Genomic DNA, 12,351 nt, shown 5'->3' on the forward strand with positions numbered 1-12,351 from the left:
TCCAGTGGTTACACACTTGGCCGTTGCGAACTGTCTGGTGATGAAGCGGTGAAACTTTCGGTCATGAACGAATTCATGACACTGGAAATATCGGGGGAACGGCAAGCAACTTTTCCGACCCTTATTACCTTGCTGTCCATGGAAACCGGCTTGCCGCTTGCCAGTTCGGAATTGAAACAGGGAATGCGGGTTGGAGTTCTTGTCGTCGAAAAGGAAAAGTTGCTTCTCGGCAGCGGTGTCACGGATCGTAAGTCAATTGCCGAAGCCGAGAGGCTGCTGGGTTTGAAACTGCACTGAATGGGGGCTTTGCGCGTCAGGTCCCATCTGCCATTCGCACGCACTGCTTGGGGCAGTGCGTGCAACATTCTACAGGTCTGCCTTTGCAAAGGCATGGGTTCAGATACGTGTCTGATTATGTTGTACGTGTCTGATTATTGTGTTCAAACGGCAGCCTTCATCTTCTGTGTTTGGAATGAAAGCCAGTCATTGATGCCCTTAGAGAGCAACTGACGTGCTGTCAAAACCGGTTTGCCTGACTGGGTTTCAGCTATATTCCCCATCTCTCGGGAGTAACCCAGGCAATGCATGAGAATGAGATCATAAGCCCCGAGCTTTGCACCGGCCTTTGCCATGTCCGCACCCGAATACGGCGATGCGAATGTGATTGCAGCTTCCGAGTAACCTTGACCGTCGATGTATTTTTGCATGCCTTCGGCCAGAGGAGTAATGATACCAAGGTCAAGACCACAGGCACGAAGGTCGTCTTCTGCCTGAGAAATCACTTCGCCGGCAGTGATCACGGGGCAAGCACATTTGTAGTCGGCAGCGTCTCCGCTGCAGAGAATGACCACCAGATCAAATTCGTCGGATTTGAAACTTAGAAGAAGTTGTTGCATCAGCTCGGTGACCCGGATCTTGTCCAAAACCACTTCGCCGCCGTCACGCAGACGACTACAATACGCCAGTTGATCCGGCTTCACTTTGGAGATTCGGGCTGTTGCAAGAGCAGCATTGTCGTCCACGGCGCCAAACTCTCGATAGCGCACTGGATATTTCAGCAGATCTGTGAGTTCGGGAAATATGTCTGTTCTCGGTGCCTGTCCCACGGTCAGGAACGCCAGGGAAAACTCCTTTTCGCCGCTTTGCATGATTTTACCCTCTGGTATCAGATCAAAAGTGTGCAGCCGTTGCAGACATCAGAAACTACGTTCCAAGTGATCAAGCTGACTGTTGGTGTCGGGATGGTGTTTCACCAGGGCAAGCAGTTCGATCGCGTTTCTGACGCCAAACTTCTTCATGATCCTGGTGCGATGAATCTCAACTGTGCGATGGCTGATACCTAACGAAAGAGCAATGCTCTTGTTTACCATTCCATTCAGGACACAGTGAAAGACTTCTCGCTCTCTGTTTGAAAGAGAAGCGTAGTTTTTCGCGAAATCCGAGGTCATAGCCAAGTCGCCACAATCTGACTTGTTGTCGGCTGCGGACAGGGAACGCGCAATGATTTTTGCCACCACACGGCGCATCAAAATGACCGGTTTGCCGGTCTCTTGAATAATGAGCTCTCGGTGCCGTTCGGAATGCGCCATGGAGCTGAGGACAATAAAATCGCAGTCAGCAAGCTGATGGCTCGCTGCGACCATTGAAGACTCGTGCTCGGGCCTGGCATGAACCGAAATGATACCGGGAGAACTAACGTGATTACCTTCACTGATCTGGCTTCGAAGCGTGACGATCTGCCCAACCTTCTGGTCAGCGACAAGCAGGGTTTCCATCGTGTTCTGCAAGGCGATCTCTGCATGCAGAACATGATGACCAAGACTGACGGAACCGTAGCTGAACGTTGATCCGATAATCGTAATGTCTTCGGATGACCGGTTCAGGTTTTCGCAGATTTGGCTTATCCGGTCCCGCAACCAGTTTTCGGAGATAACGGCGAAGCGGCCATCCTTGAGCCGGGTGCGAATGCTCCGTTCCCCCGGCATGGGAGCCAGTTCGGAAATCTGATGGTCGTTGAACCCATCAAGTGCGCCGTATTCCACCACTTCGAAACTTGGGTCGAGTGATCCGAAGATTTCTTTGAGCATGCCTCGGCGCGGCGATTGTCCAGCCGTGATGAAATTGACACGCGGCATCGAAATTTTCCCGTCAGCATACATGGGTTCACTATCTTAAGTCTTTTCGGCCCGGATCTCTAATTTCAAATCGTATGCTTTTACTTTCTGACACTCGATACGTGGACGCACTTATTTGGAGAGCCCTCCGGCACCGCTAGCGTAACGATCTCGAAAAAATACCCCTGGACCGGTGCAACATCGTGACCGGTGCGAAAGGGGGCAGGTGGTGTCTTCAAGTCCGAGTAAAAAGCAAAATGCTGAAGCAAACGATTGAAATTTATGAACTACTGGATCGCCCTGACGCGAGTGCCGCTTCTATGGCGAGTTATCTGGAAAAGCAGGGGCCGTGTGAAGTCAAGGTTACCCCCGTCAGTTCCGAAAAAGGCAAGACTGACTATATCCGCATCGTGATTCCGGGCGGAAAGGGAGCGTCCATTGGTGGAAAAGCATCGACACTTGGTGTGATTGGACGGCTGGGTGGCCTGGGAGCCCGTCCGGAAGTGACCGGTTTTGTTTCAGATGGCGACGGTGCGCTTGCGGCTCTGGCGCTGGCGGCAAAACTGACCTCCATGGCAAAGCACGGCGACTGTCTCGACGGCGACGTGATCGTGTCAACGCATATCTGCCCTAGCGCCCCCACAAGACCGCACTCTCCCGTACCATTCATGGACTCACCCGTTGATCCGGTCGTTGCCAACAGGACAGAGGTATTGCCTGAAATGGATGCGATTCTGTCGATCGACACCACAAAGGGCAACCGCATCCTCAACCACAAGGGGGTCGCAATCACACCGACGGTCAAGGATGGATACATCCTGCGGGTGTCCGAGCGCTTGCTGGATGTGCTTATGCAGACGACCGGCCGTATGCCGCGCGTATTGCCGATCACTCAGCAGGACCTCACACCCTACGGCAACGGTCTCTTTCACATAAACAGCATTTTGCAGCCATCCACATCGACAGATGTTCCTGTTGTTGGAGTGGCGGTGACGACTGAAACGACGGTTGCCGGTTGCGCCACCGGTGCAACGGATCTGCAGGATGTTGAAGGTGCAGCTCGCTTCTGTCTCGAAGTGGCCAAGACCTTTACTGCTGGAAATTGCGAGTTTTTCGACAATTCCGAATATGAGAGGATTATCGCTCTTTACGGAAAGAATAGTCATTTTCGGGAGGCCGGAAATGGTTGCAGATAAGTCGCTGGCGCCGCGACTGCTTCTGTTGAGCAGTTCCCGGTACAAAAAGTCCGGGTATCTGGAGCACGCCAGGTGCTTCTTGTCGGACTTTCTGGGGGGCGAACGAGACGTTTTGTTCGTTCCCTTTGCTGGCGTGCAGCAGAGCCACGATGCATATGTTGAAAAGGTTCGGGATGCCCTGTCTGACCTGAAGCTCAACATCCGCTCTGTTCACGAAACTGCCAAACCGAAAGCGGCCGTAGCCCAGGCTGGTGCAATCCTCATTGGGGGTGGGAATACCTTCGCACTTCTCAGCAAACTACAGGATCTGGATCTTCTCGATCCGATCAGACGGCGCGTTGCGAACGGATGTCCCTACATTGGATGGAGTGCAGGATCCAATATTGCCGGGGAAACGATCTCGACCACAAATGACATGCCTATCTGTGAGCCTAAGAGCTTTTCATCGCTTGCCCTTCTGCCGTTTCAAATAAATCCGCACTTCACGCGGGCGTCCATCAGAGGGCACAGGGGGGAAACGCGTATTGAGCGCCTAACAGAGTACTTGCTCCTGAACCCGGATGCCAAAGTCATCGGGTTGCCTGAAGGAACCGCATTGACCGTGGAGGGCGAGGCCTACCGGCCAGTTGGCCGGTCGAGTCTACCAGTCTTTTCTCTTCAAACGGACGGGGAGTTGAAAACTGACTTCCTAAGAGAAAGTGATAATAGTTTTCTGAAAAACTAGGTGCTCACACCTATTTTCAGAACTTAAATCAAAAGTGAGAATAATTAAAAAGATAAACCGTGACCGGGATTAGATTTGTATTCGAAAATAGTAAATATAAATCTTGAGATCGATCGCGAAAAGCATAGGGTATATTAGTTGGAGGAGGAGAAATGAGAAGATTGTTTACTCACGCGGTGCTTGGTGCGGCTGTTGCCGTAGCGGTATTGGCACCGTTCAATGCAGGAGCATTGGAGAGAGGTCCGGATGGTCTTGTGATGGTCGTTGCCGGACGTCAGCCGGTGGCAACGCTTGACCCAAGTGTGAAATATGACGCGTCTACGAGAACCGTGCAGCAGGCGCTCTATGATGCTCTTGTAAAGTATGAAAACAATCCGCCGGAAATATCCGCTTGGCTGGCCGAAAGCTGGGAAACCAGTCCCGATGGGCTTGTCTGGACATTTAAACTGTCTCCCGAGGCGAAGTTCCACAATGGAGATCCGGTCGATGCGGAAGCGGTGAGATTCTCCTTTGAGCGGACCCTGAAGCTCAACCAGGGGCCCGCATGGATGCTGAGTAGCTTCCTTCAACCTGAGAACATCAAAGCGTTGGACGATCACACCGTCCAGTTCACCTTGGATCGGCCTTATGCGCCTTTCCTGAGCTTTCTTCCCTGGTGGTACGTCATGAATCCGAAGCAGGTTCAGGCAAACGAAGTCGACGGCGATATGGGGCAGGCCTGGCTGGCGTCGAATGATGCAGGAAGTGGGCCGTACAAGATCAAGCGCTTCGAGCAGGGTGATATCTACGAACTTGAAAGAAACGCAAATTATTGGCGTGGCTTCCCGTACGATGACGAGAATGGACCCGCGAGCATCATCTATCAGCTCATCCGTGAAACGGCAGCACAGCGCAGTGCGCTTTCCACTGGCGATGCTGACATCGTCCTGAGTCTGTCTCCGGACGAATTTGACGCAGTGGCAAGTGCGCCGGGTATTGAAACCTCCACACAGCCCGCGCTGACGGCTTTCGGCATCAAGTTCAATACCAAAGGTGAGTTTACCGCAGACGAGAACCTGAGGAAGGCGATCGCCCACGCCTTTGACTATGAAGGCCTGGTCAAGATATACAATGGAAAGGCGAAGCTTCAGACGAGCCCCTTCGCCGACGCAATCGACTCCAAGATTGAAGTCGAAGCGATGCCGAGACAGGACCTTGAAAAGGCGAAAGAATTTCTTTCCAAATCAAACTGGCCTGATGGCGGCATCACTCTGGAATTCGTCCATGTTCAGGGTAATGAAGAACAGCGTTTGATGGGTCTCATCCTGATCGACAGTTTGCAGGATCTCGGCATCGAGGTTGAAATGGTGCCCCTGACATGGCCGAACATGGTCGCAAAGGGGAGCGACGTCAAAACGTCACCTGACATGATGGCAATCTTTGCCACGCCCGTCTCGACTGACGCCGATGCTGTTGCGTTCCAGTATCATCCAGATTCATGGGGCAAGTACTACGGGTCGAGTTTCTATGACAATCCCGAAGTTGCTTCGCTGATTGAAAAGGCTCGTTTCGAAACAGACGCTGAACGCCGCTCCGAACTCTATGCGGAAATCCAGAAGCGCATCGTCGCCGACCAGCCCGAGATTTTTGGAATGATGCGGGAACGCCGGATTGCCTTCCGCGATTATGTTGGCGGGTTCTCCTATTCTCCGGTCCGCATGACCACTGAAATCGACCTCTACCCTCTGCATATCGAGAAGTAGAAGGCCGACGCTCAAGGAAAACGGGAGCCGGAAGATCTCCGGCTCCTTTGACGGTAACATTCAGTCTGGTGCAATCATGCTACTTTTCACGGCAAAAAAATTCCTGATCATGGTCGGGACCCTGTTTGCCCTCTTGGCGATAACCTTCACGATTTCTCATGTGGCGCCCGGTGATCCCGCGGCATTGGCGGCCGGGCCCGACGCCACAGAAGAAATGATCCAGCAGATCCGTGAGGAATTCGGCCTTGATAAACCGCTTCCGGTTCAGTTTCTCATCTATGTGGGAGGCGTGCTCCAGGGAGACTTCGGAACATCAATTCATACCGGCCGGGAAGTCGTTTCCGATCTGGCGCGGTTCTTTCCCGCAACGCTCGAACTTGTTCTCTTTTCAATCCTCTTTGCCATCGCGATCGCAGTGCCGATCGGAGTGATCTCGGCTGTTCGGCAGAACACGATTACCGATCACACTCTCCGTCTCTTCAGCGTTGCAGGTGTCGGTTTGCCGATGTTCTGGCTCGGATTGATGTTACAGTTGTTTTTCGCGCTTAAGTTGGGCTGGTTCCCGCTAGGTGGCCGCCTCGGACTGCTCACCGATCCGCCGACGACGATCACGGGTCTGTACATCATAGATTCCTTGCTGACGCTGAATTTCACCACGCTGCTGGAGTCGTTACATCACATTGTTCTGCCTGCCGTCGCACTTTGTTTTCCAGCGCTTGCGTCAATTGCCCGTGTGAACCGGGCGGAGATGCTCGAGGTCCTGTCGCAGGATTACATCGTCAATGCAAAGGCGCAGGGGCTGTCGAAGTTCAGAATTGTGGCGATCTACGCTCTGCGCAACGCAATGCTTCCCACAATGGCGATGATCGGCCTTCGGTTCGGCTGGATGCTCGGCGGTACCGTTTTGGTGGAAAGTGTCTTCAACTGGCCTGGCGTTGGACTTTACGCGGTCGAGGCCGCTGTCGCTTCCGACTTCGAGCCCATCGTCGCCGTTACCGTGTTGCTTGGCTTCATGTTCATGCTTGCCAATCTGGCAATCGACATCGTCTACGGAATTCTCGACCCCCGTGTAAGAGGGGCAAACATATGACCCAGGAAAACATCATTATGGCTGAGGAACGCCAGGCAACCTGGCGCGAACGTCACCAGTCGACCATCCGTCAGCTGCGGCTATACGCCCATACCTACTCCAGAAACGCGTCGGCAATGCTCGGCTTGGCCATCGTGGCGCTGTTCTTTTTCGTCGCTTTGTTCGGTCCGCTCTTTGTCCCGTATCCGGAAGACGCCACTGGTGCAATTCACCTCGACAACAAATTGCAGCCGCCGAGCTGGGAGCACTGGTTCGGAACTGACGAGGTCGGGGCAGACGTCTTTACCCGGGTCATCGTTGGAGCACGCGTCACGCTGCATATCAGTCTTTTCGTGACAGTTGTTGCGATGTTGATTGGTGTGCCGCTCGGAATTGCAGCCGGCTATCACGGCGGCAGAATTGGCCAGGTCATCATGCGGTTGACGGATGTCTTTCTGTCCGTGCCGGCGTTGATCCTGGCAATCGCAATCGTCGGATCGATGGGACCGGGCGTACAAAACGCGATTATTGCACTCGCCCTTGCCTGGTGGCCCGGTTATGTGCGCCTTGTTCAGTCCAAGGCCCTGTCGATACGCTCTGCAATTTATGTCGACGCTGCCCGGACCATGGGGGCCAGCAATTTCAGGATCATCTTCGTCCACATCCTGCCAAACTGTGCCTCTCCGATCATCGTCAAGGCAAGTATGGACATGGGCATGTCGATCCTCGGGATTGCAAGCCTTGGCTTTCTCGGCCTTGGTGCTCAGCCGCCTTATCCTGAATGGGGTGCAATGATCAGCACCGGCCGGAACTATCTGCCGGACTGGTGGTGGTACTCGTTTTTCCCCGGCATTTCGATCTTCATAACCGTGCTTGGATTCAACCTTGTCGGAGACGGATTGCGTGACGTTCTTGATCCGAGGGGGCGGAAATGAGTCAGCCGATAATCGAAATACGAAACTACAGCCTGAATTTCTGGACATTCGACGGTGTCTATCATGCCCTGGATGACGTGAATCTGACCGTTGAAAAGGGACAGTCGCTCGGCATCGTCGGGGAAACCGGCTGCGGCAAGTCGGTCACCGTACGCAACATTCTCGGGTTGTTGCCAAGTCCACCGGCAGAGGTTGTGTCAGGTGAGATCCTTTATGATGGGAAAGACCTCCTCAAGGCTTTACCGGCGGAGATGCACCGGATAAGGGGCATCGAGATCGCGATGATCTTTCAGGACCCTATGACCTACCTGAACCCGGTTTTCACTGTCGGCCGGCAACTTGTGGACGTTGTTCTGGCACATAACAGAGCGCGTGGTCAGGGTGAGAAAATCTCTCGAAAAGATGCCGAAACCCGGGCAATCGAGATGCTCAACAAGGTTCGTTTGCCAAATGCCGAAAAGCAGATGTCGAACTACCCGCACCAGCTGTCGGGGGGGATGCGGCAAAGAGTGTTGATTGCGATGGCGTTGATTGGCCGGCCGAAACTTCTGATTGCCGACGAACCGACTACCGCCCTGGACGTAACGATACAGGCGCAGATTCTCGAGCTCATTGCCGAACTGGTTGAAGAGTTGAACCTCTCGGTGATGATGATTACGCATGATCTGGGAGTGGTCGCAAAATCCTGCGACCGGGTTGCAGTCATGTATGCAGGTAAAGTCGTCGAAACCGGTACGGTGGCGCAGGTGTTCGACCATCCGGCTCATCCTTATACGCAGGGTCTCTTGAGATCGATCCCGCATCCGGAAAAGAACGTGAGTGTGCTTGAAGGCATTCCCGGGTTCCTGCCCAATCTGCTTGACCCGCCGGCCGGGTGCCGCTTTGCGGAACGGTGTCCTCGGGCCCTGGATATCTGCAGGAAAGTCACACCAGTTGGAAATCCCCTTGCCGGAGGTCATGTTGCGTCCTGCCATCTGGCTGAAGAATTGGAGGCGGCCAGTGCTTAGTCTTGATCATCTCAATGTCGTTTTCAATTTGGGAACGCGCCGTGCGCCGGTTCCGCTCAAGGCTGTACGCGATGTCACGCTGAACCTCGAAAAAGGCGACTGCCTGGGTCTTGTCGGAGAATCAGGTTCAGGCAAGTCGACGATCGGACGAACCATTCTCGGACTGAATAGGATCGAAACAGGGCGGATTACCTTCGAAGGCGTCGATATCGGCAATCTGAACCGGAAGAGCGAAATGCAATTGCGTCAATCGGCCCAGATGATCTTTCAGGACCCGCATTCCTCACTCAATCCTCGAATGACGATTTTCCGGTCGGTTGCAGAACCACTGGTTCTTCATACGTCAATGCGTGGGGCTGAGCTGAGAGAACGGGTGCAGGAGCTCCTCAACACTGTCGGTCTGGAAACCCAGTTTCTCTACCGGTATCCGCATGAACTCTCAGGCGGCCAGAAGCAGCGTGTGTGCATCGCAAGGGCAATCGCGCTCAATCCGAAACTGCTCGTTCTCGACGAACCGACGTCCGCACTCGATGTCTCTGTCCAGGCGCAAATTCTTGAATTCCTGAAGGGTCTTCAGCAAAGGCTTGGACTGACCTATCTGTTCATTTCACACAACCTCGCGGTCGTTCGGCACATGTGCAACAAGACGGCGGTCTTGTATCTGGGGCGGGTGATTGAAGAGGGGCCGACGGAAGAACTCTTTCAAAAACCTCTACATCCTTACACACGCGCCCTCATCGACGCCGTTCCGCTTCCAAAATCGGGTCAGGACAAACGGTCCAAACTGATCCGGGGCGAGATACCGAGCCCGATCGATCTTCCACCCGGCTGTGCCTTCTACGGGCGCTGCCCTCATGCCCTCGACGGGGTTTGCAACTTGACCGAGATCGGACATTTCAGCGCCGGAGCAGACAGATATGTCAGTTGTGTGCTTCAGGACCCGCAAAGGTCTGCAGCCCTGTCCTGAGTTCCGGCAAAACGACAAGCAAAACAGATGCGGGCTTCCGTCAGCTCCTGCTCTCCGGGCCGCTTTGGTCTGGCGAAGCAAGTCTGGCTGCTCGCCAGCGCACGGGTCTTCATGATGATGAGCAAAGCCTTCCGAACAGAACACGACATGTTGGGGGAACGTCTCGTTCCGATGGAGGCCTATTGGGGTATTCACACGTTGCGGGCAGTTGAGAACTTTCCGATTTCTCGGCAGACCGTGGCGGACGCGCCAGAGTTAATCAACTCGCTTGCCTGTATCAAGCAGGCTGCAGCCCTTGCGAACCGTGACCTGAACCAGCTTGAACGTGAGAAAAGTGACGCGATTGTTTCAGCCTGCCGACAAATTCGGGAAGGTGCATTCCACGAAGCATTCATCGTCGACCAGATCCAGGGAGGAGCCGGCACCTCAACCAACATGAACGCCAACGAGGTGATCGCAAATGTTGCGCTGGAGCTTCTTGGATTTGAAAAGGGTGACTATGCCAGGCTTCACCCCAACGAAGACGTCAATATGGGGCAGTCGACAAATGACGTTTATCCGACGGCGCTGAAACTGGCGGCATGGTTCGGGGTGAACCGGCTGATCGAAGCGATGTCGGCGCTTCGCAAGGCCTTTGAAGAAAAAGCGGTAACTTTCGAGAGTGTTGTGAAAATGGGCCGCACTCAGCTGCAGGATGCAGTCCCGATGACACTTGGCCAGGAATTCGGCGCATTCGCCACGATGCTGGAAGAGGATGAGCTGCGGTTGGAAGAGGCGGTCGGGTTGATCTGTGAAATCAATTTGGGGGCAACCGCCATCGGGACGGGAATTACCGCACATCCCGAATATGCGAGCCGGGTCCGCGATCATCTTGCAGAGTTGACAGGTGTTCCGGTCGTTACCGCCAGCAATCTCGTGGAAGCCACGCAGGATTGCGGCGCCTTCGTCCAGCTCTCAGGGGTTCTGAAGCGCGTGGCGGTCAAGCTCTCCAAGACGTGCAACGATCTCAGATTGCTGTCCTCAGGCCCGCGGACCGGACTGAACGAAATCAACCTTCCCATGCGCCAGGCTGGTTCGTCGATCATGCCTGGAAAGGTCAATCCTGTGATCCCGGAAGTGGTCAATCAGGTCGCGTTCGAGGTGATGGGCAATGACGTAACGATTTCAATGGCCGCGGAAGCTGGACAGTTACAGCTCAATGCATTCGAGCCGGTCATCTTTCACAGCTTGAACAGAAGCATTTCCCATTTGACGGCGGCCTGCCGAACGCTGGAGGAAAACTGCGTTCGCGGCATCAGCTGCAACAGCGAATGCTTGCGCCTGTCGGTGGAAAATTCAATCGGGCTCGTAACGGCCCTGAACCCGGTCATCGGGTACCGGAAGGCAACTGAAATCGCTCTTGAGGCCCATGCATCAGGAGGTCGGATCTATGATCTGGTGCTTGAAAAAGGATACCTCTCCGAAGATGAGTTGGAGGCGCTGTTGGAACCGGAAAAGCTGACCACTCCAGGCGGTAATGACAGCGGTATCGGCCGAGAGAAGCGCAGGGACCGATCGAGGACTTGAACCGGTCACAACTTCAAAAAAATGGGCGTGGGATATTCAGTCCTCCCTGAGCTGCAACGACAGCTCCAACTTTCTCCGGATCCTTGTATCCGGAGACTTTTTTGGCGGCAAAGACGAGCTTGAGACCCGGGAACAGGTGCCGCAATGGCATGAAGCAACTTCTTCAGAAGAGTGCCTTCAGTTGCAACGCATCTTGCAGGATTTGGGAGCCAGGAGGGCAGGGAGGGGCGGCTTGAACCTGTAGTCGCATTCCAAGCTTTTGTTTTACCGGATGCCGTGTCCGGGTTGCATTGATGACTAAATGAAAGCCTGTCGAACTGCACCAGTTGGTGTGGTTTCATGCATCAAAAGACCGCGGATTCAATGCTGGTGACCGTTTACCTGAAGAGCTGTCTAGGTTTTACCCGAAGCACGTTCGCGCAGCAGTTCAGAGGCTGGTGGAGGGGTCCCGATGCTGCGTTCTCAGGGTTTAAACACCGGCACCGTTAATGTCGCTTCCGATCTCCACATTTCAAACTCTTGAAGACGTTGGGTAAAGCGAATGCGCAGCCAGAGGTTGCAGAAATCCCTTGTTAAATTTCCGAATATTGCTAAGACTTTGTTAAACGTCGGGAAGAGGCGCCCGATGGTGAATGATTTGGGGAATGAGGGGCCGTGCGACCTGGTTCGCGGTTCCGATGGGAATGTAGAGCAAGTGGGATTTGTGAGGCAAAACCCGCGCTCAGAGGGGCAAAGTGATCAAGGGCAATCCGGACCGTTCCGAAACGGTCCTCTCCGCACGTGTGAGCGATACTGCCGGTGCAGGGCAGAGTGCAGGCGGGCAATCGGAAATCGATCAGGCTTCAAAGCCGGAGGCCGCAGAAGCGCCTTCGGGTACTAAGGCTGTGTCCGGAGTTTCGGCGGGCCGGATGACGGTCCGTCTGGTGAACGGGTCGGAAGAAGACGCCCGGGCCGGGATCTCTCTTGCCCGTGAGGCGCATCGGAACACGATTTTCCGGGACATTCCGTTTTCTGAACAAAAAGCCATGGCG

12 protein-coding genes and 1 pseudogene are annotated in these 12,351 nt (G+C 54.2%); 10 read left to right on the forward strand and 3 right to left on the reverse strand.

What is annotated here, in order from left to right:
* Positions 1-297 (forward strand): annotated as a pseudogene (locus K5905_RS14235) (DUF917 family protein); the annotation flags it as partial.
* Between the two features lie 143 nt (positions 298-440).
* On the opposite strand, the gene K5905_RS14240 reads toward K5905_RS14235, so the two are convergent.
* Both K5905_RS14240 and K5905_RS14245 read right to left on the reverse strand, forming a co-directional pair.
* Positions 441-1,148 carry an AroM family protein gene (locus K5905_RS14240; protein ID WP_297584997.1) on the reverse strand — a complete coding sequence of 236 codons (708 nt, stop codon included), beginning with the start codon at positions 1,146-1,148 and terminating at the stop codon, positions 441-443.
* A gap of 48 nt (positions 1,149-1,196) precedes the next feature.
* Complete coding sequence (locus K5905_RS14245) at positions 1,197-2,135, reverse strand: AroM family protein (RefSeq protein ID WP_297584999.1); 939 nt, start codon at positions 2,133-2,135, stop codon at positions 1,197-1,199.
* A 236-nt stretch (positions 2,136-2,371) separates the two neighbouring features.
* Here K5905_RS14245 and K5905_RS14250 point away from each other — a divergent pair, with 236 nt between their 5' ends.
* The 8 genes from K5905_RS14250 to K5905_RS14285 all read left to right on the forward strand — a co-directional run bounded on the left by K5905_RS14250 (position 2,372) and on the right by K5905_RS14285 (position 11,320).
* The gene (locus K5905_RS14250) at positions 2,372-3,310 is read left to right on the forward strand and encodes a DUF1177 domain-containing protein (protein ID WP_297585002.1); all 939 of its coding nucleotides are present in this window, start codon (positions 2,372-2,374) and stop codon (positions 3,308-3,310) included.
* Entirely contained in the window at positions 3,297-4,034 is a 738-nt protein-coding gene (pepE, locus tag K5905_RS14255; RefSeq protein WP_297585005.1) for a dipeptidase PepE, read from the forward strand. Before K5905_RS14250 ends, pepE begins: the two co-directional genes overlap by 14 nt.
* A gap of 152 nt (positions 4,035-4,186) precedes the next feature.
* On the forward strand, positions 4,187-5,776 hold the full coding sequence (locus K5905_RS14260; RefSeq protein ID WP_297585008.1) for an ABC transporter substrate-binding protein: 1,590 nt from the start codon (positions 4,187-4,189) through the stop codon (positions 5,774-5,776).
* 76 nt (positions 5,777-5,852) lie between these two features.
* A complete protein-coding gene (locus tag K5905_RS14265) occupies positions 5,853-6,866 on the forward strand; it encodes an ABC transporter permease (protein ID WP_297585011.1) in 1,014 nt (337 codons plus the stop codon).
* Entirely contained in the window at positions 6,863-7,780 is a 918-nt protein-coding gene (gene nikC, locus K5905_RS14270; RefSeq protein ID WP_297585014.1) for a nickel transporter permease, read from the forward strand. The genes K5905_RS14265 and nikC overlap by 4 nt, the downstream gene beginning before the upstream one ends.
* Positions 7,777-8,787, forward strand: a complete 1,011-nt coding sequence (locus K5905_RS14275) for an ABC transporter ATP-binding protein (protein ID WP_297585017.1) — start codon at positions 7,777-7,779, stop codon at positions 8,785-8,787. Before nikC ends, K5905_RS14275 begins: the two co-directional genes overlap by 4 nt.
* A complete protein-coding gene (locus K5905_RS14280) occupies positions 8,780-9,754 on the forward strand; it encodes an ABC transporter ATP-binding protein (protein WP_297585019.1) in 975 nt (324 codons plus the stop codon). Before K5905_RS14275 ends, K5905_RS14280 begins: the two co-directional genes overlap by 8 nt.
* 117 nt (positions 9,755-9,871) lie before the next feature.
* Positions 9,872-11,320, forward strand: a complete 1,449-nt coding sequence (locus K5905_RS14285) for an aspartate ammonia-lyase (protein WP_297585027.1) — start codon at positions 9,872-9,874, stop codon at positions 11,318-11,320.
* Between the two features lie 13 nt (positions 11,321-11,333).
* On the opposite strand, the gene K5905_RS14290 is transcribed toward K5905_RS14285, so the two are convergent.
* Positions 11,334-11,471, reverse strand: a complete 138-nt coding sequence (locus K5905_RS14290) for a hypothetical protein (protein ID WP_297585022.1) — start codon at positions 11,469-11,471, stop codon at positions 11,334-11,336.
* A 583-nt stretch (positions 11,472-12,054) separates the two neighbouring features.
* On the opposite strand from K5905_RS14290, the gene K5905_RS14295 reads away from it, so the two are divergent.
* A partial coding sequence (locus K5905_RS14295; RefSeq protein WP_297585024.1) for a hypothetical protein occupies positions 12,055-12,351 on the forward strand: 297 nt, incomplete at its 3' end.

The sequence above is a fragment of the Roseibium sp. genome, assembly GCF_025698965.1.
Lineage (GTDB): Bacteria > Pseudomonadota > Alphaproteobacteria > Rhizobiales > Stappiaceae > Roseibium.